The sequence below is a fragment of the Streptomyces atriruber genome (genome assembly GCF_001418325.1).
Lineage (GTDB): Bacteria > Actinomycetota > Actinomycetes > Streptomycetales > Streptomycetaceae > Streptomyces > Streptomyces atriruber.
In genome coordinates, this window is record NZ_LIPN01000086.1 from 1 (window position 1) to 25,896 (window position 25,896).

The 25,896-nt window shown below is 71.3% G+C and carries 26 protein-coding genes; 10 read left to right on the forward strand and 16 right to left on the reverse strand.

Going from position 1 to position 25,896, the window contains the following annotated elements; genetic code table 11:
• Nucleotides 1-27 precede the first annotated feature (27 nt).
• The 4 genes from fxsA to AOK03_RS09665 all read right to left on the reverse strand — a co-directional run bounded on the left by fxsA (nucleotide 28) and on the right by AOK03_RS09665 (nucleotide 4,098).
• Nucleotides 28-603 (reverse strand): FxsA family membrane protein, encoded by a 576-nt coding sequence (gene fxsA, locus AOK03_RS09650; protein WP_055564765.1) that lies wholly within the window; start codon nucleotides 601-603, stop codon nucleotides 28-30.
• Nucleotides 604-700: 97 nt separating this feature from the next.
• A complete protein-coding gene (locus AOK03_RS09655; protein ID WP_055564766.1) occupies nucleotides 701-1,492 on the reverse strand; it encodes a polyprenol monophosphomannose synthase in 792 nt (263 codons plus the stop codon).
• 479 nt (nucleotides 1,493-1,971) lie between these two features.
• Nucleotides 1,972-3,615, reverse strand: a complete 1,644-nt coding sequence (locus AOK03_RS09660; protein WP_055564767.1) for an amidohydrolase — start codon at nucleotides 3,613-3,615, stop codon at nucleotides 1,972-1,974.
• Nucleotides 3,616-3,657: 42 nt separating this feature from the next.
• Nucleotides 3,658-4,098: an Lrp/AsnC family transcriptional regulator gene (locus AOK03_RS09665; RefSeq protein ID WP_030789227.1), complete on the reverse strand. Its 441-nt coding sequence runs from the start codon at nucleotides 4,096-4,098 to the stop codon at nucleotides 3,658-3,660.
• 205 nt (nucleotides 4,099-4,303) lie between these two features.
• On the opposite strand from AOK03_RS09665, the gene AOK03_RS09670 reads away from it, so the two are divergent.
• Nucleotides 4,304-4,732, forward strand: coding sequence for a hypothetical protein (locus AOK03_RS09670; protein WP_055564768.1), 429 nt, complete (start codon nucleotides 4,304-4,306; stop codon nucleotides 4,730-4,732).
• A gap of 1 nt (nucleotide 4,733) precedes the next feature.
• On the opposite strand, the gene AOK03_RS09675 is transcribed toward AOK03_RS09670, so the two are convergent.
• Both AOK03_RS09675 and AOK03_RS09680 read right to left on the reverse strand, forming a co-directional pair.
• Complete coding sequence (locus AOK03_RS09675) at nucleotides 4,734-5,834, reverse strand: phosphotransferase family protein (protein ID WP_055564769.1); 1,101 nt, start codon at nucleotides 5,832-5,834, stop codon at nucleotides 4,734-4,736.
• Between the two features lie 29 nt (nucleotides 5,835-5,863).
• Nucleotides 5,864-6,991 (reverse strand): Rv3169 family protein, encoded by a 1,128-nt coding sequence (locus AOK03_RS09680; protein ID WP_055564770.1) that lies wholly within the window; start codon nucleotides 6,989-6,991, stop codon nucleotides 5,864-5,866.
• Nucleotides 6,992-7,276: 285 nt separating this feature from the next.
• On the opposite strand from AOK03_RS09680, the gene AOK03_RS45160 reads away from it, so the two are divergent.
• Nucleotides 7,277-7,648 carry a hypothetical protein gene (locus tag AOK03_RS45160; protein WP_157868908.1) on the forward strand — a complete coding sequence of 124 codons (372 nt, stop codon included), beginning with the start codon at nucleotides 7,277-7,279 and terminating at the stop codon, nucleotides 7,646-7,648.
• Here the strand turns inward: AOK03_RS45160 and AOK03_RS09690 are convergent.
• On the reverse strand, nucleotides 7,611-8,783 hold the full coding sequence (locus AOK03_RS09690) for an acyl-CoA dehydrogenase family protein (RefSeq protein WP_055564772.1): 1,173 nt from the start codon (nucleotides 8,781-8,783) through the stop codon (nucleotides 7,611-7,613). The genes AOK03_RS45160 and AOK03_RS09690 overlap by 38 nt on opposite strands.
• A 348-nt stretch (nucleotides 8,784-9,131) precedes the next feature.
• Here AOK03_RS09690 and AOK03_RS09695 point away from each other — a divergent pair, with 348 nt between their 5' ends.
• Nucleotides 9,132-10,376: a glycoside hydrolase family 18 protein gene (locus AOK03_RS09695; RefSeq protein WP_055564773.1), complete on the forward strand. Its 1,245-nt coding sequence runs from the start codon at nucleotides 9,132-9,134 to the stop codon at nucleotides 10,374-10,376.
• A 63-nt stretch (nucleotides 10,377-10,439) separates the two neighbouring features.
• Here the strand turns inward: AOK03_RS09695 and AOK03_RS09700 are convergent, their stop codons facing one another.
• A complete protein-coding gene (locus AOK03_RS09700) occupies nucleotides 10,440-11,063 on the reverse strand; it encodes a TetR/AcrR family transcriptional regulator (protein WP_055564774.1) in 624 nt (207 codons plus the stop codon).
• A gap of 235 nt (nucleotides 11,064-11,298) precedes the next feature.
• On the opposite strand from AOK03_RS09700, the gene AOK03_RS09705 reads away from it, so the two are divergent.
• From AOK03_RS09705 to AOK03_RS09715, 3 genes are read left to right on the forward strand one after another with little or no spacing between them, the layout of a single operon-like run.
• The gene (locus AOK03_RS09705; protein ID WP_371934861.1) at nucleotides 11,299-11,820 is read left to right on the forward strand and encodes a DUF6230 family protein; all 522 of its coding nucleotides are present in this window, start codon (nucleotides 11,299-11,301) and stop codon (nucleotides 11,818-11,820) included.
• Nucleotides 11,811-12,806: a DUF6114 domain-containing protein gene (locus AOK03_RS09710; protein ID WP_425264368.1), complete on the forward strand. Its 996-nt coding sequence runs from the start codon at nucleotides 11,811-11,813 to the stop codon at nucleotides 12,804-12,806. Before AOK03_RS09705 ends, AOK03_RS09710 begins: the two co-directional genes overlap by 10 nt.
• Nucleotides 12,803-13,717, forward strand: coding sequence for a hypothetical protein (locus AOK03_RS09715; protein WP_055564776.1), 915 nt, complete (start codon nucleotides 12,803-12,805; stop codon nucleotides 13,715-13,717). The genes AOK03_RS09710 and AOK03_RS09715 overlap by 4 nt, the downstream gene beginning before the upstream one ends.
• On the opposite strand, the gene AOK03_RS09720 is transcribed toward AOK03_RS09715, so the two are convergent.
• On the reverse strand, nucleotides 13,695-13,841 hold the full coding sequence (locus AOK03_RS09720) for an SCO1431 family membrane protein (RefSeq protein ID WP_107097967.1): 147 nt from the start codon (nucleotides 13,839-13,841) through the stop codon (nucleotides 13,695-13,697). The two genes, AOK03_RS09715 and AOK03_RS09720, sit on opposite strands and share 23 nt — an antisense overlap.
• A 227-nt stretch (nucleotides 13,842-14,068) precedes the next feature.
• On the opposite strand from AOK03_RS09720, the gene AOK03_RS09725 reads away from it, so the two are divergent.
• On the forward strand, nucleotides 14,069-15,550 hold the full coding sequence (locus tag AOK03_RS09725) for a M1 family metallopeptidase (protein ID WP_079074597.1): 1,482 nt from the start codon (nucleotides 14,069-14,071) through the stop codon (nucleotides 15,548-15,550).
• 272 nt (nucleotides 15,551-15,822) lie between these two features.
• Nucleotides 15,823-16,341 (forward strand): MmyB family transcriptional regulator, encoded by a 519-nt coding sequence (locus AOK03_RS09730; protein WP_055564778.1) that lies wholly within the window; start codon nucleotides 15,823-15,825, stop codon nucleotides 16,339-16,341.
• A gap of 7 nt (nucleotides 16,342-16,348) precedes the next feature.
• Here AOK03_RS09730 and AOK03_RS09735 read toward each other — a convergent pair whose 3' ends face one another.
• Nucleotides 16,349-17,701 (reverse strand): peptidase C39 family protein, encoded by a 1,353-nt coding sequence (locus tag AOK03_RS09735; RefSeq protein WP_244177545.1) that lies wholly within the window; start codon nucleotides 17,699-17,701, stop codon nucleotides 16,349-16,351.
• A 268-nt stretch (nucleotides 17,702-17,969) separates the two neighbouring features.
• Here AOK03_RS09735 and AOK03_RS09740 point away from each other — a divergent pair, with 268 nt between their 5' ends.
• Nucleotides 17,970-18,578: a uridine kinase family protein gene (locus AOK03_RS09740; RefSeq protein WP_055564780.1), complete on the forward strand. Its 609-nt coding sequence runs from the start codon at nucleotides 17,970-17,972 to the stop codon at nucleotides 18,576-18,578.
• 512 nt (nucleotides 18,579-19,090) lie between these two features.
• Complete coding sequence (locus AOK03_RS09745; RefSeq protein WP_055564781.1) at nucleotides 19,091-21,037, forward strand: AAA family ATPase; 1,947 nt, start codon at nucleotides 19,091-19,093, stop codon at nucleotides 21,035-21,037.
• Nucleotides 21,038-21,058: 21 nt separating this feature from the next.
• On the opposite strand, the gene AOK03_RS09750 is transcribed toward AOK03_RS09745, so the two are convergent.
• The 6 genes from AOK03_RS09750 to ribH all read right to left on the reverse strand — a co-directional run bounded on the left by AOK03_RS09750 (nucleotide 21,059) and on the right by ribH (nucleotide 25,854).
• Nucleotides 21,059-22,144 (reverse strand): hemolysin family protein, encoded by a 1,086-nt coding sequence (locus AOK03_RS09750; RefSeq protein ID WP_055564782.1) that lies wholly within the window; start codon nucleotides 22,142-22,144, stop codon nucleotides 21,059-21,061.
• Nucleotides 22,141-23,484 carry a hemolysin family protein gene (locus AOK03_RS09755; protein ID WP_055564783.1) on the reverse strand — a complete coding sequence of 448 codons (1,344 nt, stop codon included), beginning with the start codon at nucleotides 23,482-23,484 and terminating at the stop codon, nucleotides 22,141-22,143. The genes AOK03_RS09750 and AOK03_RS09755 overlap by 4 nt, the downstream gene beginning before the upstream one ends.
• Before the next feature lie 174 nt (nucleotides 23,485-23,658).
• The gene (locus tag AOK03_RS09760) at nucleotides 23,659-24,123 is read right to left on the reverse strand and encodes a PH domain-containing protein (protein WP_055564784.1); all 465 of its coding nucleotides are present in this window, start codon (nucleotides 24,121-24,123) and stop codon (nucleotides 23,659-23,661) included.
• 32 nt (nucleotides 24,124-24,155) lie between these two features.
• Nucleotides 24,156-25,004, reverse strand: a complete 849-nt coding sequence (gene hisG / locus AOK03_RS09765) for an ATP phosphoribosyltransferase (protein WP_055564785.1) — start codon at nucleotides 25,002-25,004, stop codon at nucleotides 24,156-24,158.
• A 56-nt stretch (nucleotides 25,005-25,060) separates the two neighbouring features.
• Nucleotides 25,061-25,333: a phosphoribosyl-ATP diphosphatase gene (locus AOK03_RS09770; RefSeq protein ID WP_055564821.1), complete on the reverse strand. Its 273-nt coding sequence runs from the start codon at nucleotides 25,331-25,333 to the stop codon at nucleotides 25,061-25,063.
• Nucleotides 25,334-25,368: 35 nt separating this feature from the next.
• Nucleotides 25,369-25,854, reverse strand: coding sequence for a 6,7-dimethyl-8-ribityllumazine synthase (ribH, locus tag AOK03_RS09775; protein WP_055564786.1), 486 nt, complete (start codon nucleotides 25,852-25,854; stop codon nucleotides 25,369-25,371).
• Nucleotides 25,855-25,896: the final 42 nt, after the last annotated feature.

Genomic DNA, 25,896 nt, shown 5'->3' on the forward strand with positions numbered 1-25,896 from the left:
GCAGTGGCCCCGGCCCTTTTGTGCGGATCAGCGGGGCAGCTGCGGGTCGTCCGGACGCGGGCTGCGCATCGGCGGCTCGTCGTCCCTGATGACCTCGCCCTGCACGACCTTGCCGTCGGGGCGGTGCATCCGCGCCTGCTGGAAGGCGTCCCCGAGGCCGCCGGGCGTCGCCTCGCGCACCTTGCGCTCGAAGGTCCGCTCCGCGAACTTCCCCAGGGCCTTCTGGACCGGCGGGATCAGCAGGATCAGCCCCAGGGCGTCCGAGATGAGCCCCGGCAGGATGATCAGCAGGCCGCCCAGCATCGTCAGGGCGCCGCCTCCCCCGGTCTCCGGGGCGGGCGTCACACCGCTCTGCTGCTGTTGCACCGCCTCGCTGAGCTTGCGGAACGCCCTGCGCCCGGCGCGCTTGATCACCGCGGAGCCGAGCACCAGGCCGCCCACCAGGAGCAGGAAGACCACGAAACCACTCGTGGCCCCCGCCACGACGGTGAGCAGCCAGATTTCCAGGACCAGCCACGCGGCGATGCCGAGCGGCAGGAACCTCAGGGGCCCGGAGCGCCGGGGCCGGGCGGGTCGGATGGGAGGCGGTGCGCCAGTCGTCATGCTCCCAGTGTGCCTGGGCCCGCCTCAGTCCGGCATAAGGGGATGATCAAGAGGGCCGCCGGTCCACCCGGACCGACCCCCGCGACCAGGCCGGGGATCAGGGCTGCTTGCGCCCGATGACCTTGCCGACACGCTCGCCGACGCCCCAGGCGGTGACCCGCCACAGCGCCTCGACGACGATGTTCTGACTCATCTTGCTGTCACCGAGCTCCCGCTCGACGAAGGTGATCGGCACCTCGACGACGTGATAGCCCGCCTTGACCGCACGCCGCGCCAGGTCGACCTGGAAGCAGTACCCCTGCGACTCGACCTCGCCGAGCCCGAGGCCTTCGAGGGTCTCGCGGCGGAAGGCGCGGTAGCCGCCCGTCACGTCGCGGATCGGCACGTCGAGCAGGAGCCGGGAGTAGGTGCTGCCGCCGCGGGAGATGAACTCGCGGTGCTTGGGCCAGTTGACGACCCGTCCGCCCGGCACCCAGCGCGAGCCGAGCACGAGGTCGGCGCCCTTCAGAGCGGTGAGCAGCCGGGGCAGCTCCTCCGGCTGGTGGGAGCCGTCCGCGTCCATCTCGACGAGCACGCCGTAGTCGTTCTCCAGGCCCCAGCGGAAGCCCGCGAGATAGGCCGCGCCGAGCCCTTCCTTGCCCTTGCGGTGCAGCACGTGGACCTGCTCGTCCTCGGCCGCGAGCTCATCGGCGATCTTGCCGGTGCCGTCGGGGCTGTTGTCGTCGGCGACCAGGATGTGCGCGTCCGGCACGGAGGCACGCACCCGGCCGACGATGGACTGGATGTTCTCCGCCTCGTTGTAGGTCGGAATGATCACCAAGGCCGTGCCGAGCGAGCCGAACTGCCTCCCCTGGTCCCCTGCTTCGGAGACCCCGCCGCCGTCGTTCACTACTGCCCCTTCGTTCGTACGCAGAGGACCACCTTAATGGCCGCTGCCTGCGCCGCTGCGACGGCACGGGACGTACTGCGGATCGGGGCCCGGCGCCCTTCGGGCCGACCTGGGACCCGCTGGCTGCGGATCGACCGAAAGCCGTTGTCTACTGAGCGTCCGGGCCCGACCCGGGTCACACCTGCCGATTCGGCTGATACGTTCCCTCGCCTCCGCGTCGCGGGCGCTGGACCTGGCTCCCAGTGGTGGTGCGCCGGTGCGGCACACCACCCGTGACCCAGCGGCGTTCGCGACTGCGTGGAGGTTCGCCGGTCGGACGTCCTGTGGTGGACCCGGCCGAACCTACCGGCCCACGGCGGCTCTCTGTCAATACCCCGCTGAGCTGCGCCGATCTAACGGACCGCCAGGTCAGTGCCCAGGATTCCCAGGTCGTGCGTCGCCGTGACCGGTCATGATCGGCGACGCGCACCGCCGGGACATCACTCGTCCGGCCCCACGAACACGGGCCGCCCGGCCACCACGGTGCGCAGACATACGGGCAGTTCGGCGCCCGGCGAGAGGTCGGGCAGGCCGGGCGTGCCGGACCTAGGGTCGGTCGACCAGCGGGCCACCCGGTCGTCCGGCGCCTGCACCACCAGATCGGAGGTGCGCCACACGGCGTAATCCGCGGGGGCGCCCGGTACGAGGACGCCCGCGTCGTCGCGGCCGACGGCCCGCCAGCCGCCGCGGGTGTGCGCGGTGAACGCCGCCCGCACGGAGACCCGGTGCTCGGGTGTGCGGTGGAAGGCGGCGGCGCGGACGGTGCCCCACGGGTCGAGGGGTGTGACGGGGCTGTCGGAGCCGAAGGCCAGCGGCACACCGGCGCGCAGGAGGGCCGCGTACGGGTTGAGGGTGCGGGCCCGCTCGGCGCCGAGGCGCTGGGCGTACATGCCCTCCTCGCCGCCCCACAGGGCGTCGAAGGCGGGCTGGACGGACGCGGTGAGGCCGAACTCGGCGAAGGCGGCGATCGTCTTTGGGGTGAGCATCTCGGCGTGCTCGACGCGGTGCCGCGCGGCGCGGACGCGGGCCGCACCGACCTTCTCCGCGGCCCGGCGCATCCCGTCGACCACGGAGGCCACCGCGGCGTCCCCGATGGCGTGGAAGCCCGCCTGGAGGCCCTCCTCCGTGCACTCCACGACATGGGCGGCGACGGCCGTGGCGTCCAGGGAGGAGGTGCCGGTGTGGGCCGCGTCGGCGTATGGCTCGTGCAGACAGGCGGTGTGCGAGCCGAGGGCGCCGTCGACGAACAGGTCACCGGCGGCGCCGACCGCGCCGAGTTCCTTCGCGCGCCGCACGTCCTGCTCGGCCCAGTAGCCGACGACGCGCGGGCCGGGCTCCTCGGCGGCGAGCCGCAGCAGCCCGGTGAAGTCGTCCTCGTCGGAGATCTCGGGGCCCGCGCACTCGTGCACGGAGCCGATGCCGAGCGAGGCGGCGTGCCGGAGCGCTGCGCGCTGGGCCTCCGTGCGCTGCTGCGGGGTGATCGCGCCGAGGGCCGCGGCGCGCACGCCGTGGTGGGCGTCGGCGGTCAGCGGGGCGTCCGGGTGGTAGCCGGTGCGCTCGGTGACGCCGGGCACCAGGTCGAGCAGCGCGGTGGTGGCCACGGCCGAGTGGACGTCGATGCGCGAGAGGTAGAGCGGCCTGCCGCCGGTCGCCTCGTCGAGCTCCGCGCGCGTGGGCGGTCGGCCGCCGGGCCAGCGGGCCGCGTCCCAGCCGTGGCCGAGGAGGACGGTGTCGTGCGGTCGCGCGGCGGCGTGTTCGCGTACGAGAACAAGCGCGTCGGCCAGCGAGCGGGCCCCGGTGAGGTCCAGCCCCGTCAGCGCGAGACCGGTGGCCGTGGTGTGCACATGGGCGTCCGTGAATGCCGGGGTGACCAGGGCACCTTCGAGGTCGACCACGTCGTCGACGCTGGCGGCGAAGGAGTCGGCGGCGCCCTCGGAGCCGACCCAGGCGACATGTCCGCGCTCGACGACCATTGCGGTGGCGAACGGATCGGCGGGGCTGTGGATGTCGCCGCCGCGCAGCAGCACGGTGCGGTGGTTCAGTGGATCCTGGGGGTCGTTCCCGGGGGCGGTGCTCTGGCTCATGGGACCAGTCTCGCCCCTGTCGGCGGGCGGCCGACGCGCGGGTCACACCTGGGGCGGGCGCGCCTCGTACGGAGTGGAGAGGACGACCGTCGTGCGCGTGGAGACACCGGCGAGCGCCCGGAGCCTGCTGAGCAGGTGCTCGAGCTCCAGCGGGGTGGCGACGCGGACCTTCAGGATGTAGTTCTCGTCGCCGGCGACGCTGTGGCACGCCTCGATCTCCGGGACGCCCGCGAGCCGTTCGGCGATGTCGTCGGGGGCGCTGGGGTCGAACGGTTTCACCGAGATGAATGCCGTGAGCGGCAGCCCGACGGCCTCGGGGTCGACGACCGCGGCATAGCCGCGGATGACACCCCGCTGCTCCAGCCGGCGCACCCGCTGGTGCACGGCCGACGTGGACAGGCCCGTGGCCTTGCCCAGGTCGGTGTAGCTCATCCGCCCGTCCTTGACGAGCAGCTGCACGATCTGTCGGTCCAGCTCCTCCATGCGCCGAACCTACAGGGCTCTTGATCCCCACGGATAGCCGACTCGTCTCCCCGCTCGAGGGCACCTTTATTTGGCATGTGACGAATGCCACACTCCTGTGCCCGTGTCCGGCGGGATGCAACGATTACCTCTACGACGGGACGGGAAGTGCTTGCTGTGGTCGAGGCCGCAGCGCCTTGTCGGCCCACCCGAGGGGGAGATTCCCATGCAGAACTTGAAGCGCCCCGGCCGGTCTGCCCGCGCCAAGCAGCAGCCGGTCGCAGAGCCCGAGCCGGAGGGCGTCGAACCGGCCGACGCCTTTCTCGACTCCTACGACACCTTTGAGATGTACCGGGTGAACTGCCCCGACTGCGGGCAGCCCATCGCGCTCCTCGCGGACGAGGACGTGCTGCCCGAGCACGCGCTGTGCGCCACGCCGTGGAACCCGTTCGGCCTGACGGTCTGTGCGGGCACCGGCCGGGCGGCCGCCGATGCCGCGCCCGCAGACGAGTCGATGGAGGCTCAGGAGCAGGACACGGCGCTGCTGTTGACGCTCCCTCAGGGGCTCGACTGGCGGACGCAGCCCTTCTCGCACGTGGGCGGTCCCGGCTCGCGCCCGTTCCGGGTGCCGCAGCAGCACCGGCCCGCCGCCTGATTCACCAGTAGGTGCCCTGCACCATGGCGGCCAGGCTGTCGTGGTGCAGGATCAGCGTGTCCGCGGCCTGTGCGCTCGCGGGCACCGCGGCCTCGCCGAAGTGGACCTGCCGGTAGGCGACGCGCAGCATCACGATCGCGTGCCGCAGCGCCGCGTACAGCGTGTAGAAGTCCATGTCGCGCGGTGTGTGCCCGGTGAGCCGGGCGTACGTCGCCTCGACGCGGTCGCGGCGCTGGAAGTCCGGCAGTCCCGGCTGGCCGAAGCTCACCGTCAGGTCCTGGAAGAAGCGGTGGAGATAGACCGTCCAGCCGAGGTCGACCTCACGCGGGGCGAGCGCCGCCATCTCCCAGTCCAGGACGGCCGCGGGCTCGAAGCCGTCGTAGACGATGTTCCCGATGCGTGCGTCGCCCCAGTTGAGCACGGTGTCCCCCTCGTCACGGGGCCACAGGTCCTGCAGACGGTCGAAGGCGCTCTCGATGACGGGTGAGCGGGGCAGTCCGTCCACCACCCAGGCGTAGTAGGCGCGTTGGGCCTCGACGTGGCGTCGCAGCGGGCTGCCCTCGCCCGGCAGCGCGAGGAACTCCGCAGCTTCGGGCGGCACTTGGTCGTGCAGGTGGGCGAGGACGCGGACCGAGGCCTCTTCGAGGTGTGCGCGCTCGGCGTCGGTCGCCTCGTACAGCCAATTCCCCTCGTACGTATAGGGCATGACGTCCGGCGGGACGCGTCCCTCGACCCGCTCCATGACGAAGAAGGGCGCCCCTAGCGGGCCCGGGTCCTCCTCCAGCCACAGCACGCGCGGGACCGGCAGATCGGTGTGTTCGGCGACCAGCCGCATCGTGCGGTACTGACGCGGCATGTCGTAGACGGGGAAGATCGTGTACGCCGCCGGGTCGGCCGCCACCCGCAACGCGCACTTCCGCAGCGGCGGTTCGGGGTGTTCGACGGTGAAGAGCAGGGTCTCGCTGGACATGCCGTTGGACTCGGGCACGGTCACGTCGGACGCCTTGGCGCCGGGCAGCCGGGTGTCGAGCCAGGCGCCGAGACGGCGGGCCAGGTCCTCCGGGTCGCGCGTGGTGGTGCGGGGGCGGGGTGCCGTTGCCATGTCCGTACTCCTTCCTCGGGGCCGTGCCCTCAGGGCGCCATGGAGTCGAATCCGGTGAAACCACTCGGGTCGTGGCGGCCGAAGCTGCCGTGCTCGAAGATGCCGTAGCCGGTGCGCCCTTCCAGGGTGAAGCGCGCGGCGTGGTCGATGACGCCGTACGCGGCGAGGGGGTGGGCCGCGGGGTCCGACAGGTCGTAGCTCCGGCGGTCGGTCCAGTCGCGGCCGCGCCAGGTGCCGTGCTGCCAGTCGTCGGCGGGCGGATATCCGGCGCCCACGGCAAGGGGCAGCGAGGCGAGCACCTGCACGCCGACTTCCAAGGACTTGTGGCCGTCGGGGTCGGTGAGGTGGATGACGGCGCGCTCGGGGTGGCGGGTGCCGGAGCGGTAGGTGATGTCGGTGCGGGGCCAGCCGAGCTGGCGGTCGCGGCTGCCGGGGCGGACGAGGGTGGCGTCGTTGAGGGTGCGGTAGCCGTCCGCGTCCTCCTGGGCGATGACCATGAGGAACCGGTCGTCGAAGTGGACCGGGCACCAGATCCAGTGGAAGCCCTCGGTGGCGAACTCCTCCTCCAGGCGCCCGCGTTCCTCGCCGGGGATGGGCCGCACGCCCCAGCTGCGGTCGCGGGTCGCGGTCCACTCACCCGCCGTCAAGGTGATCTCCTCGCCGCCCGCACGGATGACTCCGGCGGGCCGCCCCGCCTGCACGAAGCGGCGCCCTTCGAGCATGAGCCGGTCGCCGCGATGCTGGATGTGGTGCGGCTCCCACAGGGCGGGGAAGTCGGCGGTCCAGGTCAGGTCGTACGAGAGGGACGAGGGGTCGCCCGGCTCTGCGGCGCACGTCAGGCGGATGCGGCGGAGCGGCTCGTCGACGGTGATGCGCAGCGGTCCGACGCCCAGGTCCGTCCGGTCCTCGCCGAGCGCGTCCGAGGCGCGTACGGCGTGCAGCGTGTCCCCGATGCGCAGGGTGGCGTACGCGTCGATGACGCCGGTGTTCGGATAGACGCCCAGCCCGAGGATGAGCAGGGCGCGGCCCTGATGGTCGAAGAGATGGAAGATGCAGCGGTCGTAGGCGTTGCGGTCGCCCGTCGCGACATGCTTCATCGAGAGGGGGACCTGGTGCACGGGGTACTCGTCGAGCGGGACCGGACGGTCGTCTGCCACGGCAAACCTCCCTGGATGCACGGCAGTTCAGGGTGGCGGGAGGCGTGCGGGCCCCCGGCGCGGAGTTGACGGTACGTCAGTTCGCGGGACGGAGCCAGACACGCGTCGGGCCGGGTGCGCGGGCGCGCGCGCCCGCGGACGGGCCAGGAACAGACGCTCGATTCCCCGAGGCGGTGACTTCCGCGCGGTGGCGGGCGTTGCCCTTGCATGACTCGTACGGACACGGGCGCGGACATGGGCCCGGCGCACTTCCCCACCGGGCGGAGGCGACGCACCCTGGTGACGGTGCCCGCTTCCGCAGAATCGGTTCCCCAGCGGCCCCAGGAGCCCCCACGGCACCAGGCCCCGCTCCAGCACGTACAGCAGCACGCACATCAGCCCGTGCACCAGCAGCCCGTCCACCAGCAGCCCACGCACCAGCCATCACACCAGCAGCCGCACCAGGGCTATCAGCAGCAGTACCAGCAGCCCCACTCGGCCTACCAGCAGCCCCATGTCCAGGACCCGCCGATCTACCGCGCCCTGATCCGCCATTGGGCGGACCGCGGCCGCACGCTGCCGGGGCACCACGACCCGGAGTGGGCCATGCTCGTGGCGCCGCCGGTGCACCGCGGGCAGTTCAGCGCGAGTCGGGACCCGCGAGGTGACGTGCGATGACCATGCGCTGGATCTGATTCGTGCCCTCGACGATCTGCAGCACCTTGGCCTCCCGCATGAGGCGCTCCACGGGGAAGTCCGCGGTGTAGCCGTACCCCCCGAGGACCTGCACGGCGTCCGTCGTCACCTTCATCGCGGCGTCCGTGCACAGCAGCTTGGCCATGGCCGCCTGCTTGGCGAACGGCCGCCCCGCGTCCCGGAGCCTGGCGGCGGAGAGATAGAGCGCCCGGCCCGCCTCGATCTGCGTCGCCATGTCCGCGAGCATGAACCGCAGCCCCTGGAAGTCCGCGATGGGCCGGCCGAACTGGCGCCGCTCGGTCGCGTATGCGATGGCCTCGTCGAGGGCCGCCTGGGCCACTCCGACCGCACAGGCCGCTATCCCGAGCCGCCCGGAGTCGAGCGCGGAGAGCGCGATGGCGAAGCCCTGGCCCTCGTCGCCGAGGCGCCGGGAGTCGGGGATGCGCACGCCGTCGAAGTTGATCTGGGCGGTGGGCGAGCCCTTCATGCCCATCTTCTTCTCGGGCACCGCGGCGCTCAGCCCCTCCGCGTCGCCCGGCACCAGGAAGGCCGTGACGCCACGGGGACCCTCGCCGCCCGTCCGGGCGAGCACCGTGTAGAAGTCGGCGACGCCGCCGTGCGTGATCCAGGCCTTGGTGCCGCTGATGACCCAGTCGTCGCCGTCCTTGACGGCCTTCGTGCGCAGCGACGCGGCGTCCGATCCCGACGCGGGCTCGGAGAGGCAGTACGCGCCGAGGAGACCGCCGCCGAGCATGGCGGGCAGGTGATCGCTCTGCTGCTCCTTGGTGCCGTAACCGGCGAGCGCGTGGCAGGAGAGCGAGTGGACGCTGACGCCGAGACCGACGGTCAGGCGCGCGGCGGCGAGCTCCTCCAGGACCTGGAGGTACACCTCGTACGGCTGGTCGCCGCCGCCGAATTCGGAGTCGTACGGAAGTCCGAGCAGGCCGGACTCGGAGAGCAGTGTGAAGACCTCGCGGGGAAAACGCCCGGCGTCCTCTTCCTCCGCCGCCTTCGGGGCGATCTCGCGCTGGGCGATGTCCCGGACCAGCGAGAGCAGATCCCTGGCCTCATCCGTGGGCAGCTGACGCTCCACCGACTGCGTGATGTGGTCGGGCATGACGCTCTCCTCCCTGTGGGGCTGCGGCGGACGCCCGCGCTGGGTGGGGCGGCGCCGCCGGGAAACGTGCCGAGCCGTGGTCTCCTCCCGGGTCACGAAAGCAGCTGACCAGCGGCTCTGGCGCGTTGAGTATGCCCGATCAGCGGCGACCCGTCACTAGTTAACGACCGCTTACTCGAAAGATAGCTGAAGATCGCTGGTAGCCGGCGGATTGGTACGAACCATTGACCGCACTGGTCTAGTCCTCCTACTGTTCCCCCGAGCGTCTGAACGCGTTCATGCCAAGTCACACCCGCAGGTCCACAGCACCACTTCCCCCCTCCCGGTTTCCCCCCACGAGGAGTCAAGATGCTCAGACCGCACACCCCCCGCGCCTCCTTCCGGGCGCTCCTCGCCACCACCTGTTGCGCCGTCCTCGGCGCCGGTCTGCTGGCCGGCGCGGGCACCGCCGCCGCCGAGCAGGACAAGGGCACCGCGACGAAGGCCGCCGCGGGATCCAAGGTCGTCGGCTACTTCACCGAGTGGGGTGTCTACGACCGGAACTACCACGTCAAGAACGTCGACACCTCCGGCTCGGCCGACAAGCTGACGCACATCAACTACGCCTTCGGCAACGTGCAGGGCGGCAAGTGCACGATGGGCGACGCCTACGCGGCGACCGACAAGGCCTACACCGCCGACCAGTCCGTGGACGGCGTCGCCGACACCTGGGACCAGGAGCTGCGCGGCAACTTCAACCAGCTGCGCAAGCTCAAGAAGAAGCACCCGGACCTCAAGGTCCTCTGGTCCTTCGGCGGCTGGACCTGGTCGGGCGGCTTCACCGAGGCCGCGAAGAACCCCGCGGCGTTCGCCCAGTCCTGCTACGACCTGGTCGAGAACTCCAAGTGGGCCGATGTCTTCGACGGCATCGACATCGACTGGGAGTACCCGAACGCCTGCGGCCTGACCTGCGACACGAGCGGGCGCGAGGCATACAAGAACCTGATGTCCGCGGTCCGTTCGAAGTTCGGCGGCAACAACCTCGTGACCGCGGCGATCCCGGCGGACGCCGCGGACGGCGGCAAGATCGACGCCGCCGACTACGCGGGCGCGGCCCAGTACGTCGACTGGTACAACCCGATGACGTACGACTTCTTCGGCGCCTGGGACGCGAAGGGCCCGACCGCCCCGCACTCGCCCCTCACCTCCTACAACGGCATCCCGAAGGAGTCCTGGAACTCCGACGCCACCATCAAGAAGCTGAAGGCGCTCGGCGTGCCGTCCGAGAAGCTGCTGCTCGGCATCGGCTTCTACGGACGCGGCTGGACGGGCGTCACGCAGAAGGAGCCCGGCGGCACCGCGACCGGACCGGCCGCGGGCAAGTACGAGCAGGGCATCGACGACTACAAGGAACTGAAGACCAAGTGCCCGGCCAACGGCACCGTCGGCGGAACCGCGTACGCGCACTGCGGGAACAACTGGTGGAGCTACGACACCCCGGCGACCATCGCGGGGAAGATGGACTACAAGAACCAGCAGAACCTCGGTGGCACGTTCTTCTGGGAGCTCAGCGGGGACACGTCCAACGGTGAGCTGATCAAGGCCATCAACTGACCTCGACCGCACGGTGATCGGGGCGGGGGCCCAGCGGCCCCCGCCCCTTTCGCGTGCGCCCGGTCAGGGCCGCGCCGGCGCCGGATACGCCGGTTCGAAGTCCTCGATCACCCGCAGCGTGTCGCCGAGCGTGCGCACCAGCAGCGAGCCGACCGTCTCGCGCGGCAGCTCCCGGCTGCCGATCCAGTCCAGCGTGACGCCCTCCACGCTGCACAGCCAGCCGATCAGGGCCGTGCGCGCCAGCTGCGGGATGTCCTTGCGGCCGTACGCACCTTCGGCGATCGCCCCGATCAGCGCCTCGCGCACCCCGTCCCGTATCGCGTGCACCTCGGCGTCGAATCCGACGCCGCCGCTGATGATCGTGCGGTACGCCGCCTGGTGGTGCTCGGCGTAGCGCAGATAGCCGTCGACGGTGCGCTGCACCCGCTCCACGGGCGGCAGGTCGTCGTGGCGTCCGGCGCGGGCCACCAGGTCGGCGACGGAGTCCTCGATGATCGCCAGGTAGTAGCCGCGCTTGGACTTGAAGTAGTAGTAGATCAGCCCTTTGGCGACGCCCGCGTGCTTCGCGATGTCGTCCATGGACAGCGCGTCGTAGGACGTGTCGGCGAACAACTTCCGGCCGATGGCGATGAGTTCGGCACGGCGCGCCGCCGAGCGGTCGGTGCCGCGCTGTTGACTATTATTCAATTCCGGCCCTAGTCTCCAACTGCCTCGGGATCGACCGCAGTATGGCAGAACGGTGCCATCTGCCGGTCCGGCTCCCGGCGGCTCTTCACGCACTCCCCTTACGCACGCTTGGCGACGCGGAACGACGTACGGGAGGAAGACAGTGAACGCAGCACGCACCGCGTTACGCGAGGGCAGAACCTCCTGGAAGAAGACGGCCGTCGTGGCCCTGCCGGCCGTCCTGGCCGTCGGCGTGATGGCCTCCGTGATGGCCGAGGGCGCGCTCGCCGCGTCCTTCGCGGTCTCCGGCACCAGCTTCCAGGTGTCCTCCGGGAAACTCACCAGCCAGGGCCTTTCCTCGTACGTACAGACGGACCGGGACATCGACGGCAAGGGGCACCCGGTGGCGCTCCTCGGGATCGGTGACGCGACCCTCTCCGACATCTGCCAGGCCGCCGAGGTCAAGACCCCGGTGGGGACCGTCGTGTTCAAACTGACCGCGGGCGGCGACGCGGGCAACGTCACCGCGAGCAACCTCATCATCGACGGCGAGGACCTGGTCGGCGACGCCCGCTTCGGCACCGCGCAGATCGGCCGGGACGCCTCGACGCTCGACGAAGTGCCCGGCATCAAGGGCGAGAAGGGCAAGTTCGGGCTGCAGGCCGGGGACATCACGGTCTCCGGCGTGAAGTCGCACGCCTGGTCGGCGACGGGCGGCAACTTCCGGCTCAAGGGCATGCGGGTCGACGTCAGCCTCGGCGGCAAGAAGTGCTTCTGACCGGCGGCGGCAGCAGCGGGGTACGGCCCTTTCGCCGGGACGGCGGCGGCCCGCTCGACCGGCGGCTGCCGTGGCCCGACCAGCGCCGGGTCGTCCGCAGATGGCGGCGCACCCGGCCGTTCTGGGCCGGTCTGCTGATGATCCTCGGCGGCGCCGAGCTGCTCCTGATCCCGCTGTCGCCGCTGACCGTGCTCGTCAGTCTGGGACTCGGCGGGATCGCGGCCCTCGGCATCGGCATCGCCCTCGTGGTGGCCGGGCTCTTCCTGTGGCTGCTGCCGCACACGCACCACTACGTGAGCGTCAACGCCCTGATCCTCTCCGTGCTCTCGTTCGCGGCCACAAACCTCGGCGGGTTCCTCGTCGGCATGCTGCTCGGCATCGCGGGCAGCGCCATGGGGTTCGCCTGGACGCCGGTGCCGCAGGAGGCCGAGGAGGATCCGGCGCGTCCCAGGGTGCGCGACGGACAGGGCACCCGGACGCTGGCCGTGCTGCTGCCCGTGGTGATCGCCGCCGGGCTCGTCGCGCACGCCGCACCGGCGAAGGCGGACCCGGTGACGGCGGCCCCGGCGGACGCGATCGTCGCACCGCGCGTGCCGCCGACCGTCACCACCACGCTCTTCGCGCCCCAGGGCTTCCTCCTGGCGGGCGTCCGGGACATCCCGACCGCCGACGGGCCGCTGAAGGTCATGGTGCTGCGGATGAAGGCCGCCTCGCTCACCGACTACCGGCTCGCCACCCGCGACGGCAAGCAGGAACTGGCGCTGGGCGCCGACACGCTGGACCTGAGCGGCGAGGTCACCCTCTATCTGACCAAGTTCCGGGGGTGTCTGGAGGGCATCCTCTGTCTGACCTTCACGCCCGACAAGCTGCCGGTGCCGCCCGTCGTGCCGCCCTTCGTCTTCATGACGGACGTGAGCGCCGAGCAGGCCCTGGTCACCTCGGACTCGATCGTGGCGGGCGGACTCACCCTGCGGGCCTCGGCATGATCCAGATCCAGGCCGCACTGTTCTGGGCGTACGCGATCGGCGCGACGTTCGCCCTCTCCGCCGCGCGCCAGCTGCAGGTGTGGGAGCGGATCAACGCGGGCGAGGGCCCGCGCACCCGCAGCAGGGCCGCCAACCCCTACCTGGCGCTCACGGGGCTCTTCGCCGCCGTCCTCATGGTCCCGACGGGACTCTTCCTGCTCTGGCAGAACCCGTCCTGGTCGACCATGCACGTGGCGGACGGCCACGAGGGCGTGTGGGCGGGGTTCGTGCTGTTCTACGCGGGCGGGATACCGGTGGCCGCGATCCTCGGGTTCCTGGTGGCGCAGGGCCTGGTGCTCGTGGGGGCCGGCTACTGGGCGTACCTCCAGTGTGTCGGAGGGTACTTCCTGCTGTTCGGGACGCTGATCCACGGCTGGGACGGCAAGGGGTACGAGCGGTTCTTCTCGTCCGGCGCCGGGGACTTCGCCGACTGGCCGCGGGACAGCGTCGTCAACCACGTACTGGACTTCGTGACGTCCGGGACGTTCCTCGCGCTGCTGCTCTTCGGGGCCGCGGTGATCGGCACCATGCTGGTGACCGAGATCGGCTGGCTCATGGAGGGCTGGTCGCTGCCCGGCGCCGACGAGGACCGCAAGGTGCCGCACCTCATGGCCATCGCCATCGCGGCGGCCGGGGTGTACGGCCTGCCCTTCGTGGGCGCGCTCTTCGCGAGCGTGCTGGTGCGGCTCGTCGGCGGGTGGCTCGGACTGCCGCTGTTCGCGGTCGTGGCGGGCCTCACGCTGCTGCACGGGCGCTCGCCGGTGCGGTGGCTGTACGGCCTGGTGGGCGTGCCGGGGCGGCACTGGCGGGCCGGCCTCGACGCGGCCGGCGGCGGTCAGGAGGGCGGCGTCACAACAGACCGGTCTGCGTGACGAGCATCGCGAGGACGACGACGAGGGTCCAGCCCGCGAAGTGCTCCAGCAGGTTCGGCCCGTCGTCCTTGGGGCCGCCGGTGCGGGCCTTCGCTCGGACGGCGGTGGCAGAGGTCGCGGTCATGTCGTTCTCACTGACGTTCGTCTGGCAGGGATCCCCCACGAGGTCCCGGTGCTGACTCCACCCCACGGGACCCCTCCACCTTGCCAGCCGGAGGCGCTCTTGAGGGAGAGACCTTGGTCACCCCCGCACGGCCCACAACTCTGCCGTCACGCTGCGCGTCTAAGTACGGACGGCGGGGTATCTCCCCCGTCCGTACGCCCGTGCACCGTACGACCGAGAGGTTTCCGATGAGCACGAACCGGACGACGACCCGCCGTGGGGCGCGGCTCGCCCTCGCCGCCGCGATCACCGCGACGGTGGCCCTCACCGCCCCGGTCTCGCAGGCCGCGCCGGCCGCCGCCGAGAAGCCGTCACCGGGTGCGCCCGGTCTCGGCGACCCGATGTTCCCGCTGGACGGGAACGGGGGCTACCGGGTGGAGCGCTACTACCTGGACTTCGACTGGCAGGCGCCGAAGACCCCCTTCGAGGCGACGACCACGATCAAGGCACGGTCCACCCAGGCGCTGTCCCGCTTCAATCTGGACTTCGGCGGCAACACCCTGCACAAGGTCACCGTGAACGGCTCCGCGGCCGGCACGTCGCGCGAGGGCGACGAGCTGACGGTGACCCCCAAATCCCCGATCGGCAAGGGGAGTTCCTTCACGGTCGAGGTCACCTACACCGCCGACCCGACACAGACCAGACATCGCGACGACGCCATCGAGGACTACGGCTGGATCCCCACGCCGGACGGCACGGTGGTCTACCCGCAGCCGAACGGCTCGCGGCTGATCTTCCCCGGCAACGACCATCCGAGCCAGCGCGCGCCGATCACCTTCCGCATCACGACCCCGGCCGACCGCACGGCCGTCGCCAACGGCAGGCTGGTCTCGCGCACCGCGCGCCCCGACGGCCGGGTGCGCTGGACGTACGACTCCGAGCAGCCGCTCTCCACCCAGCTGGTGCAGCTGGCCGTCGGCAAGTTCCAGCTGGTCGACAGCGAGGGACCGGGCGGCATCCCGCTGCGCGACGTCGTCCCGGACGCGCTGGTGGAGCCGACCGCCGCCTACCGCGAGCTCACCCCCGACCATCTGGAGTGGCTGCAGGAGAGGCTCGGCCCGTACCCCTTCAACCGCTACGGCCTGCTGGTCGGCGACACCGACCTCGGCGTGGCCCTGGAGACGCAGACCCTGTCGCTCGTCCCGAAGGCCGACCTGCTCGGCACGAAGGTGGACGCCGAGCGGAACATGGTGCACGAGCTGACCCACCAGTGGTTCGGCGACAGCGTGGCCCTCAAGGGCTGGTCCGACCTGTGGCTGAGCGAGGGGCACGCCCGCTTCTACGAACGGGAGTACTCCGAGCAGCACGGCGGGGACAGCTTCGAGGCCGCCATGAAGACCGCCTACCAGGCCCACGACCAGTGGCGCAGGGACTACGGCGCCCCCGCGGAGCCGACCGAGCCGAACCTCTTCAAGCGCATGCGGTACGACGGATCGGCCCTGGTCCTGTACGCGCTGCGCGAGCAGGTCGGCGACGCGACGTTCCAGAAGATCGAGCGCGCCTGGGTGAGCGGCCTCAAGGGGCGCACGGCGAGCACGCAGCAGTTCGTGGACCTGGCGTCGAAGGTCGCGGGCGAGGACCTGGAGGGCTTCCTGCACCCCTGGCTGTACGGCTCCAAGACCCCGCCGATGCCGGGGCACCCCGACTGGGTGGTGGATCCGGCCGTCTGAGGAGGGCCGCCGACCTGACGCCCCGTGCCCGCCCCCACCAGGGGGCGGGCACGCACGCATGGCGCCCCGCTCCCCGCGGCCCCGCCCCTACAGGAGAGATCCACATGGCCTAAAGACACGGTGGAGTCCGTGTCAGGGCCCCGGCCTCCGCGCCCCGAACGCTGACTAGGCTTGCGCCACGCGCTGTGATCGCGTTGATGCCGACCTGCGGGCGACACGAAGGGAACGGGCAAGTGCAGCCGGACGAGCGGGACTTAGAAGGTCAAACGCCGATGGGTGCGGTCTGGCGGACGGTCGTCGAAGGGGTCACGGGCTCGATGGCCTACATCGCCGACCGGCACTGGAACGTCGTGGCGTGCAACGACGAGTTCAGAGCACTCATCCCGGACGGCGATCCGCCGGCCAACATCATGCGGTGGATGCTCCTGGACGACCGGGTCCGGAACAAGATCCTGCTGAACTGGACCGAGGACTGGGCGCGCGGCGCCTGCCCGGCGCTGCGCCGGGCCGTCACGAACCACCCGGCCGACCCGACGCTCATCGACCTGGCGAGCGAGGTGCGGCGCGATCCCCTGGCGGGGCCCATCTATCTGGCGACCGCGGCCTCCCATCCCTTGCATCCCGACGGTGCCGTGCGGCAGGTCAACCACCCCACGAAGGGCCCCGGCTGGGTGATCGCGTCCGCCGCCAACCCGCTCCCGGAGATCGACTCGATGTTCGTGATGATGCAGTACCGGCCGGGCGAGATCCGCCCGCACCAGCCACCGCCGCTGAGCACGAACGCCCGATGACGGTTGCTCAGTGGATCCCGACGGCGGCCAGTGCGGCGCGCTGGCGGGCGGAGAGTTTCGTCGGGAAGTACAGGTAGCAGACGCCGCCCGTGCCCGAGACGACCTTTCCGGTGGCGTTGTAGCGCTTCGTCCGCAGCCAGATGTTCTCCCACTCGCGCCGCTTGTAGACGCGTCGCACCGCCGCGTTGCTCGGCGACGCCGGGTCATTGGCGATCACGTCGCCGTCGGCCGTGAAGCCGATGACCGTCATCAGGTGGCCCGCCGTGCCGTAGCCCGCGCCCGTCAGCTCCTCCCTGAGGAACGACTGGGACGTTATGGCCGGCAGGCCCGCCGCGATCAGGGACTCCAGCTCCGTGAGCGAGGCGAGCCGGGTCACCACGCCCTGCAGGTCCTTGTACGTCGAGGCGTACGCGGCGTTGAAGGGCCAGTTGCCGCAGCCGTTGTACTGGTAGTCGAACGTGTACCGGGCGGCGTGGCACACCTGCGGGTCCTCGTAGGAGGGGTCGACCCAGGACAGGTCGTCCGCCGTCGGCGCGCGCCCCCAGAACTCGATGATCATCTGCGACGAGGTGGGGCTGCACCAGGCCTCGCCGCCGTTGTCGTACTCCGGGTACTGGCCCGCATGGATCTCCTGCGAGTACCGCGGAACCGTCAGCTCCTTGGCGAGGCCCGGCTTCGACGCGGGCACCGTGAAGCGGTCCGGGACCGCCGAGGCCATCGCGCCGAGCCGCCAGACCGTGGGGGTGCCGGTGGCGCCCGGCTTGCGGTAGAGGGTCAGGCGCAGCTGGTACGAGACGACGCGCAGGCCCGTGGTCGCGTCGTCGAGGGAGAGCGTGTCCGTCCACACCGTGGACTTGCCGTCGGTCTGGTCGTCGACCGAGGTCCGCCGGATGTCGGCCTCCTTGTCGTCCCCCGAGGTCCAGCGGCCCATCACGTACCAGGGCGTCTTCGTCTTGTCCGAGTACGTGCCGCGCAGCTCGACCTGGAGCCAGGTGCCGGCCGGGGTCCGCGCGTTCCAGGACGCGATGAGCTCCGTGGCGGGGACGGTGGAGCGGTGCGCGGGCCCGGTCCACCGGGCGTACTCCCAGGTGGCGGTCTTGCCGGTGTGCGGGTCCGCGTAGTCGGTGCGGCCCGCGGGCTTCTCGATCCGCAGGCCGGGGCGGGCCCCGGCGACGGCGGCGGTGCCCTGGTGGGTACCGGAGCTCCAGTCCTTGTGCGAGGTCCAGAAGCGGTTGTCCACGAGACGGTCCGCGCGCGGCGCGCGGGCCGCGGGGCCGCCCGCGGCGGCCAGGGCGGGGGAAGCGGTGGCCGCGAGGGCGGCTACCGCGGCCGCGGTGGCGAGCACGGTTCTGCGGGACATGTCGTCAGCTCGGTCTGATCTGTGTGAGCGCTCGGTGCGGTCGGTTCGGTCAGCTCGGTCCATGAGGGGACCCCCAGTCGACATGGATTCCGGCGGGATCCGGAAAGGTCGGGTCAGGTGCACGGAAGTGGGCCAACTATGGCCGGTCCCTGCCGACTTCTGCCAGCGCTTCGGACACTGCCGTGCGCATCAATATTGGCCTCAACCAATGGCATGACCTGCGACGGCGCGCGGAACACATCCTTCCGCGGTCGTACCCTTGCCCGTGATGACCGAACACCCGCACACCCCGCTCCCCCGCCTCGCCGACACCCTGCGCCGCCTGCCGCCCTCCTGCGGCCCCGTCCGGCTCGTCGCCGTGGACGGGCACGCGGGCTCCGGGAAGTCGACATTCGCCCGCCGACTGGCCGAGGCACTCGGCGGCGCGCCCGTCCTGCGGCTCGACGACATCGCCAGCCACGATCAGCTCTTCGGCTGGACGGACCGGCTGCGGCGGCAGGTCCTCGACCCCCTCTCCCGCGGCGAGACGGCACGGTACGCGACGTACGACTGGCACGAGCGGCGCTTCGGCCCGGCCGACGGGCTCCTGCCGCCCGCGCCCGTGGTGATCGTCGAGGGGGTCGGCGCGGGCCGCCGGGCGCTGCGCCCGCAGCTCGCCGCCGTGCTCTGGATGGACGTGCCGCACGAGGAGGCATGGCAGCGGGGGCGCCATCGGGACGGAGCGGTCCAGCGTGACTTCTGGGACGGATGGGAACCCGAGGAGCTCCAGCACTTCACCGGGGACCCCTCCCGGCCCTTCGCGCACCTTTTGGTGCGGCAGCGCCCAGAGGGATACGAGGTACTTCCGGGCCCCAATGTGACGCTTACAGAGGCCTGAATCATCACTCTGAGTGAAGGATCATCGGCGGTCCGCTGAACCCCCGGAAATTCACTTCCACTTGGCCCGACGAGTTTTGGCGAGTGCTTCAACTCTGCTTGACCCAGGGCCCTTACAGGACTTACGTTCTGAATGTGCGGTCTTGCGAGGCCGCCCGCAGACGCGAAGCCCCCGGTTGTTCCCCCGTGATCGGGGGCTTCGTTCTGCCCTCCGAGCCCGATTTCCGGCCGCCACGAGGCTCCATCCGCTCACGGTCGGTCACCATCGGGTGGAGCCTTCGTCGGCACTTTCCGGCCGATCGACCGGTGCGGCACCCTACGGCCGACCGCTCCCCCGCAGGTACGATGCATCTCGGTGCGCCTTTTCGGACGGCCGCTCTGCGCATCGAACCAACTCCCGTCCGCAGCACACTGGTTCAGCGCGATGGTTCAGCGGCGCAGTGGTTCGGCGCAGTCGCCGGCGGGCACCGGTCCGGCGGTACGCAAACGGGGGCACGGTTTGTGGGGGACCTGATGGACTTCGATGCGGTGGGCGCACCCGCCCCGGCCGACCTCGCCTGGCTGAGGGGCGTCGACGCCTACACGATGGGCGCCTATCCGCAGGCGGAGGACGAGTTCCGGACGGCGGTGCGGATGGACCCCGGGATGGCCGACGGCTGGCTAGGGCTGCACGCGCTGCGCATCGACACGACGACGGCGCTGCTGCGGATGTTCCAGCACCGGGACCGGTTCGGCGAGCAGCGCACCCGGCACGGCCGCGCCCTCAACTCCTGGTACTGGCTCGGCTGGTGGGTGCAGCCCGTCCTGGAGAACGCCCGCGACCTGCTGCTCGCGCACGCCTCGCACTGGCTGGACGGCCGCCATGTCCCTGAGCTCGACCGGGCGCTGGCGGGACTGCCGCCGGTCGACGCGGACCCGCAGGTGCGCTTCCTGCACGCCTGCCGCTCCTACCTGGTCAAGGACTGGGAGCAGTTGGTGCGGCACACGGACCCGCTGATCGACGACCCGATGCTCGGCATCGAGGCCGGGCTCTTCGGCGGCATGGCCCGGGTCCGCCTGGAGACGTACGGCCAGGCCGAACCGCTCCTGTCCGCCGCCCTCATGCGCTGCCGCAGCGAACAGCCCCAGCGCAAGGAGCTGCGCTACTGGCTGGCCCGCGCGCACGAGGGCACCGGCCGCTCGGCGGCCGCCCTGCCCCTGTACCGCGCGGTGCACCGGGTCGACGCCTCCTTCATGGACACCTCGGCGCGGCTCGCGGCGATCTCCGAGGGGGACGGTTACGACGAGGCTGCCGACCTCGCCGCCGCGATCAGCCTCACCGGAGCGGGGCAGGACGTGCTGGAGGCGCCCGACGGCATCGACGTGCTGTTCGGCCCTGAGGGCCGGGACGTGAAGGTCACCGGACCCGAACTCCCCTCGGGCGGCGGCCCGTCGGCCACCGACGGCACCACAGGGCCTTCGGGCCCCACGGGATCCCCGGGAGCGCCAGGATCCTCGGGCCCTTCCGACGCCGACGCCGTCCGTGAGAAGGCGATCATCCCGATCAAGGCGGGGCCGCCGCAGCTGCCCCCGGGCCCCACCGACCCCGCGCTCCTGGAGGCCGCGCTCTCCGAACTGGAGGGCATGGTGGGCATGGAGCCGGTGAAGCGCCAGGTCAAGGCGCTCTCCGCGCAGCTGAACATGGCGCGTCTGCGCGCCGCACAGGGCCTGCCGGTGCAGCCGCCGAAACGACACTTCGTCTTCTCCGGCCCCTCGGGCACCGGGAAGACCACCGTGGCCCGCATCCTCGGCCGGGTCTTCTACGCGCTCGGCCTGCTGGGCGGCGACCACCTCGTGGAGGCACAGCGCGCCGACCTCGTCGGCGAGTACCTGGGCCAGACCGCCGTGAAGGCCAACGAACTGATCGACTCGGCGATCGGCGGGGTCCTCTTCGTCGACGAGGCGTACTCGCTCTCCAACTCCGGCTACGGCAAGGGCGATGCCTACGGGGACGAGGCCCTGCAGGTCCTCCTCAAGCGCGCCGAGGACAACCGCGACCACCTCGTCGTGATCCTCGCGGGCTATCCCGAGGGCATGGACCGGCTCCTCGCCGCCAACCCCGGCCTGTCCTCACGCTTCACGACCCGCGTCGACTTCCCCTCGTACCGCCCGCTCGAACTCACCGCCATCGGCGAGGTCCTCGCCGCGGACAACGGCGACGTCTGGGACGAGGAGGCCCTCGAAGAGCTGCGCTCCATCAGCGGGCACGTCGTCGACCAGTCCTGGATCGACGAGCTCGGCAACGGCCGCTTCCTGCGCACGCTGTACGAGAAGAGCTGCGCCTACCGCGACCTGCGGCTCTCCGGCTACCCCGGCGAACCGGGGCGCGACGACCTGTCGACGCTGCGGCTGCCCGACCTGATGCAGGCGTACGGCGAGGTGCTCTCGGGCCGCGGACCGCAGGACACCCCGGGGGTCTGACACCCCGGGGGTCCCTTCGGGTCAGCCCGCGTGGCTGACCGCGAGCGCGGAGTCCCTGGAGTCCTCCGGCGGCGTCCTCGGCACCGTGACCCGGTGCGCCGGATCACGGACCTCCCCCACCAGGAGCTCCAGCACGTCCTCCAGGGCCACCAGGCCGAGCACCTTCCCGGACGCGTCGGCGACCTGCGCCAGGTGCGTCGCGGCGCGGCGCATCACGGTCAGGGCGTCGTCCAGCGGGAGCTCGGCCCGCAGCGTGGTCATCGGACGCCACACCTGCTGCGGCACGGCACGCTCGGTCTCCTCCAGGTCCAGTACGTCCTTGACGTGGAGGTAGCCCATGAAGGCGCCGTTCTCCGCGCGGACCGGGAAGCGGGAGTACCCGGTGCGCCCGGTGAGCTCCACGACCCCGGCGGGGGTGACCGACGGGCCGACGGTGACCAGCGCCACCGGATCGAGCAGGACGTCCGTGACCGGGCGCGAGCCCAGCTCCAGAGCGTCCTCCAGGCGCTCCTGCTCGACGGGGTCGAGCAGTCCCGCCTGACCGGAGTCCTCCACGAGGCGGCCCAGCTGCACACTGGTGAACACCGCCTCGACCTCGTCCTTGGGCTCCACCCTGAAGAGCCGCAGGACGACCCGGGCGCACGCACCGAGCGCCACGGTCACCGGCCGGCACAGCCGCGCGAAGGCGACCAGACCCGGGCTGAACCACAGTGCGGTCCTCTCGGGCGCCGCCATCGCGAGGTTCTTCGGGACCATCTCGCCGATGACGAGGTGGAGGAAGACGACGACGGCGAGCGCGATCACGTAGCCGAGGGGGTGGATCATGCCCTCGGGCAGGTGGACCGTCTCGAAGACCGGCTCCAGGAGGTGGGCGACGGTCGGCTCGGCGACCGCACCGAGCGTCAACGAGCAGACGGTGATGCCGAACTGGGCGGCCGCCATCATCTGCGGCAGATGCTCCAGGCCGTACAGGACCTGGCGGGACCGCTTGGTGTCCAGGGGCTCGATCTGGCTGCGGCGCACGGACACGAGCGCGAACTCGGCCCCCACGAAGAAGCCGTTGGCGAGCACCAGCAGGAGGGCGAAGAGGAGTTGCAGCAGACTCATCGGAGTGCCTCCGCGGCTTCCACGACGGCCGAGGCGTCGTGGGTGCGCACCAGCCGCACCCGCTCCGCCCGGTAGTGCCCGACCTGGCGCACCGAAAGCCGCCAGCCCGGGAGTTCGGCCCGGTCGCCCGGGGCCGGGATGCGGCCGAGCAGGTCGGCGACGAGGCCGGCCACGGTCTCGTACGGCCCCTCGGGCACGTCGAGGCCTATGCGTTGGAGCGTGTCGACACGACAGCTGCCATCGGCGTCCCACGCCGCCCTGCCGTCCTCGGCCGGTGCGGGACAGAGCTCGGGCAGGTCGAAGTGGTCGTGCTCGTCGCGGACCTCGCCGACGAGCTCCTCGACGATGTCCTCAAGGGTGACGACGCCCGCCGTGCCGCCGTACTCGTCGACGACGACGGCGATCGGCTGCTCGCTGCGCAGCCGCTCCAGGAGGGGCTGCACGGGCAGCGTCTCGGGGACGAGCACCGGGGACTTCGCGATACGGCCCACGGGCGTCCTGAGGCGTGCGTGGGCCGCCACCGCGAGGGCGTCCTTGAGGTGGACCATGCCGACGATCTCGTCGATCCGCTCGTCGTAGACCGGGAAGCGGGACAGACCGGTGGCGCGGGTCAGGTTCACGACGTCCTCGGCGGTCGCCGACGACTGCAGGGCGCTGACCTTCACGCGCGGCGTCATGACGTGCTGTGCGGTCAGCTCGCCGAGGGAGAGGGTGCGTACGAACAGGTCGGCGGTGTCCTGTTCCAGGGCACCGGCCTGGGCCGAGTGCCGGGCCAGGGAGACCAGTTCGCCGGGGGTGCGGGCCGAGGCCAGCTCTTCGGCGGGCTCGACGCCGAGGGCGCGCACGAGACGGTTGGCCACGGCGTTCAGGAGCGCGATCACGGGCCGGAAGAGCCGCGCGAACACATGCTGCGGGCCCGCGACGAACCGCGCGACCTGCAGCGGCCTGGACACGGCCCAGTTCTTGGGCACCAGCTCGCCGATCACCATCTGCACGGCGGACGCGAGCAGCATGCCGACCACCACGGAGACACCGCCGACGGCACCGCCGGGGACGCCGACGGCCGTGAACGGGCCCGCGAGCAGGTGCGCGAGGGCCGGTTCGGCGAGCATGCCGACGACGAGCGAGGTGATGGTGATGCCGAGCTGGGTGCCGGAGAGCTGGAAGGACAGCTCCTTGAGGGCGTCGACGACCGTACGGGCTCTTCGGTCGCCGTCGGCCGCGGCCTTCTCCGCGTCCGGCCGCTCGACGGTGACGAGGCCGAACTCGGCCGCCACGAAGAAGCCGTTGGCGAGAATCAGCAGGAATGCCGCCCCGAGAAGCAGCAGGGGCACTGTCATGCCGCCGCCTCTCCGGTCGTGCCGGTCCCGGTATGTCGGGAGGGGGCGGCGCAGGTACTACAGGACGATCCGTCCATCGCCGGAGGGAGTCACTCCTCGGTTAGCAGGAGCCCCTGGGAGCCGGGCGGGCCCGTCAGGGGCGGGGCGGCACTCCATGCACGCCCCGCCACCAGATTAATCAAGACCGGGCGCGGAACGTCCAGTAGCGCGGGCGTCCGCGAGGGCACGAAGGGCGCGGGCGTCGCCGATCGCCTGCTGCTTGGCGATGCCCGGCTGGATGCCCAGGGCGGGCAGGCTGGTGCCGTCGCTGAGGTTCAGGAACACCCAGGGGTCGCCGGGCCGGAGGTTGACCTGCACGATCTCGGCCCAGGCGAGGCGGCGGCTGGTCGCGATGTTGACGACGGTGACGCCGGACTCGTCGGCGACGACCTTGGGCCTGCTGAGCAGCACGAGCACGCCGCAGAGCAGCGCGCCGGTGAAGACGAAGCTGGCCCGCTCCCCCGGGCTGAGCGTGGGCAGCAGGAAGGCGATCACCGTGATCACCACGAAGATCGTGACGCCCGCGGTGAGCATGACGGCCCGGGTCCGCGTCGGCCGGAAGGTGACGGGCAGGGCGGGAAGGGCGGGGCTGTCGGACATGAGGCTGGTGCTCCTACCGGTTCAGGGGCCGGTCAGAGGCGGCAGGCGTGGATGGCCGTGGTCAGGATGGCCCGGGCGCCGATGGCGTACAGGTCGTCCATGATCCGCTGGGCCTCCTTGGCGGGGACCATGGAGCGGACGGCCACCCAGCCCTCGTTGTGCAGCGGCGAGATCGTCGGCGACTCCAGGCCCGGGGTGAGGGCGACGGCCTGCTCCAGGTGCTCGGCGCGGCAGTCGTAGTCCATCATCACGTACGACCGGGCGACGAGGACGCCCTGGAGGCGGCGCAGGAACTGCTGCACCTTGGGGTTGTCGGTGTCGGCGCCGGTGCGCCGGATGACGACGGCCTCGGACTTCATGATCGGGTCGCCGAAGACCTCGAGGCCCGCGTTGCGCAAGGAGGTGCCGGTCTCCACGACGTCCGCGATGACCTGGGCGACGCCCAGCTCGATGGCGGTCTCGACGGCGCCGTCCAGGTGCACGACGGAGGCGTCGACGCCCTGCTCGGCGAGGTGCTTGGCGACGATGCCCTCGTAGGAGGTCGCGACGGTCTTGCCCGCGAGGTCCTTGAGGTCGCTCGCCGTGCCCGGCTTCGCGGCGAAGCGGAAGGTGGAGCGGGCGAAGCCGAGCGGCAGGATCGCCTCGGCGTCGGCTCCGGAGTCGATCAGCAGGTCCTCACCCGTGATGCCGATGTCGAGGCGGCCGGTCGCGACGTAGATCGCGATGTCCTTGGGCCGCAGGTAGAAGAACTCGACCTCGTTGTCGGGGTCGACGAGGACGAGCTCCTTCGACTCCTTGCGCTGCTGGTAGCCCGCCTCATGGAGCATCGCCGACGCAGGTCCGGACAGTGAACCCTTGTTGGGGACGGCAATGCGCAGCATGAGGCGGGATTCCTTTGCGTGACGGGTGGGTTGAGCTGACTTGGTGGACGTACGGCTCAGAGGTGGGCGTAGACGTCGTCGAGGGAGATGCCGCGGGCGACCATCATCACCTGTACGTGGTACAGGAGCTGCGAGATCTCCTCGGCGGCGGCTTCCTTGCCCTCGTGCTCGGCGGCCATCCACACCTCGGCGGCCTCCTCGACGACCTTCTTGCCGATGGCATGGACGCCCTTGTCGACCAGCTCGGCGGTGCGGGAGGTCGCGGGGTCGCCGTTGGCGGCCTTGTGCTGGAGCTCGGTGAAGAGCTCCTCGAAAGTCTTCTTGGACATGATGGTCGCCACTCTACGCGGCCGGACGGTCCCCCTCAGCGCCAGGGTTCGGAGATGGTACGGAGCGTGGTCGCGGTGGCGACCGCCGCGGTGACCGCTTCGTGGCCCTTGTCCTCGCGGGAGCCCTCGATGCCCGCACGGTCCAGCGCCTGCTCCTCGGTGTCGCAGGTCAGCACGCCGAATCCGATCGGCACGCCGGTGTCCACGGAGACCTGGGTGAGGCCCTGTGTGACGCCCTGGCACACGTACTCGAAGTGCGGGGTGCCGCCGCGGATGACGACACCGAGCGCGACGATCGCGTCGTATCCGCGCCCGGCGAGGACCTTGGCCACGACGGGCAGCTCGAAGCTGCCGGGGACGCGCAGCACGGTCGGCTCGCTGATGCCGAGCTCGTTCAGGGCGCGCAGGGCGCCGTCGACGAGGCCGTCCATGACCTTGTCGTGCCACTGCGCAGCGATCACCGCGACCCGGAGGTCGCCGCAGTTCTTGACGCTCAGTTCGGGTGCACCCTTGCCGCTCACGCGCTTCTCCTCAAGATCTTCTGACCGTGGTAGCTGCTTGCT

Coding starts and splice junctions, on each gene's coding strand:
- fxsA (WP_055564765.1), bottom strand. CDS start 603: ATGACGACTGGCGCACCGCCTCCCATCCGACCCGCCCGGCCCCGGCGC.
- AOK03_RS09660 (WP_055564767.1), bottom strand. CDS start 3,615: ATGAGCCAGAGCACCGCCCCCGGGAACGACCCCCAGGATCCACTGAAC.
- AOK03_RS09665 (WP_030789227.1), bottom strand. CDS start 4,098: ATGGAGGAGCTGGACCGACAGATCGTGCAGCTGCTCGTCAAGGACGGG.
- AOK03_RS09670 (WP_055564768.1), top strand. CDS start 4,304: ATGCAGAACTTGAAGCGCCCCGGCCGGTCTGCCCGCGCCAAGCAGCAG.
- AOK03_RS09675 (WP_055564769.1), bottom strand. CDS start 5,834: ATGGCAACGGCACCCCGCCCCCGCACCACCACGCGCGACCCGGAGGAC.
- AOK03_RS09690 (WP_055564772.1), bottom strand. CDS start 8,783: ATGCCCGACCACATCACGCAGTCGGTGGAGCGTCAGCTGCCCACGGAT.
- AOK03_RS09695 (WP_055564773.1), top strand. CDS start 9,132: ATGCTCAGACCGCACACCCCCCGCGCCTCCTTCCGGGCGCTCCTCGCC.
- AOK03_RS09705 (WP_371934861.1), top strand. CDS start 11,299: ATGGCCTCCGTGATGGCCGAGGGCGCGCTCGCCGCGTCCTTCGCGGTC.
- AOK03_RS09715 (WP_055564776.1), top strand. CDS start 12,803: ATGATCCAGATCCAGGCCGCACTGTTCTGGGCGTACGCGATCGGCGCG.
- AOK03_RS09720 (WP_107097967.1), bottom strand. CDS start 13,841: ATGACCGCGACCTCTGCCACCGCCGTCCGAGCGAAGGCCCGCACCGGC.
- AOK03_RS09725 (WP_079074597.1), top strand. CDS start 14,069: ATGAGCACGAACCGGACGACGACCCGCCGTGGGGCGCGGCTCGCCCTC.
- AOK03_RS09730 (WP_055564778.1), top strand. CDS start 15,823: ATGGGTGCGGTCTGGCGGACGGTCGTCGAAGGGGTCACGGGCTCGATG.
- AOK03_RS09735 (WP_244177545.1), bottom strand. CDS start 17,701: ATGTCCCGCAGAACCGTGCTCGCCACCGCGGCCGCGGTAGCCGCCCTC.
- AOK03_RS09740 (WP_055564780.1), top strand. CDS start 17,970: ATGACCGAACACCCGCACACCCCGCTCCCCCGCCTCGCCGACACCCTG.
- AOK03_RS09745 (WP_055564781.1), top strand. CDS start 19,091: ATGGACTTCGATGCGGTGGGCGCACCCGCCCCGGCCGACCTCGCCTGG.
- AOK03_RS09750 (WP_055564782.1), bottom strand. CDS start 22,144: ATGAGTCTGCTGCAACTCCTCTTCGCCCTCCTGCTGGTGCTCGCCAAC.
- AOK03_RS09755 (WP_055564783.1), bottom strand. CDS start 23,484: ATGACAGTGCCCCTGCTGCTTCTCGGGGCGGCATTCCTGCTGATTCTC.
- AOK03_RS09760 (WP_055564784.1), bottom strand. CDS start 24,123: ATGTCCGACAGCCCCGCCCTTCCCGCCCTGCCCGTCACCTTCCGGCCG.
- hisG (WP_055564785.1), bottom strand. CDS start 25,004: ATGCTGCGCATTGCCGTCCCCAACAAGGGTTCACTGTCCGGACCTGCG.
- AOK03_RS09770 (WP_055564821.1), bottom strand. CDS start 25,333: ATGTCCAAGAAGACTTTCGAGGAGCTCTTCACCGAGCTCCAGCACAAG.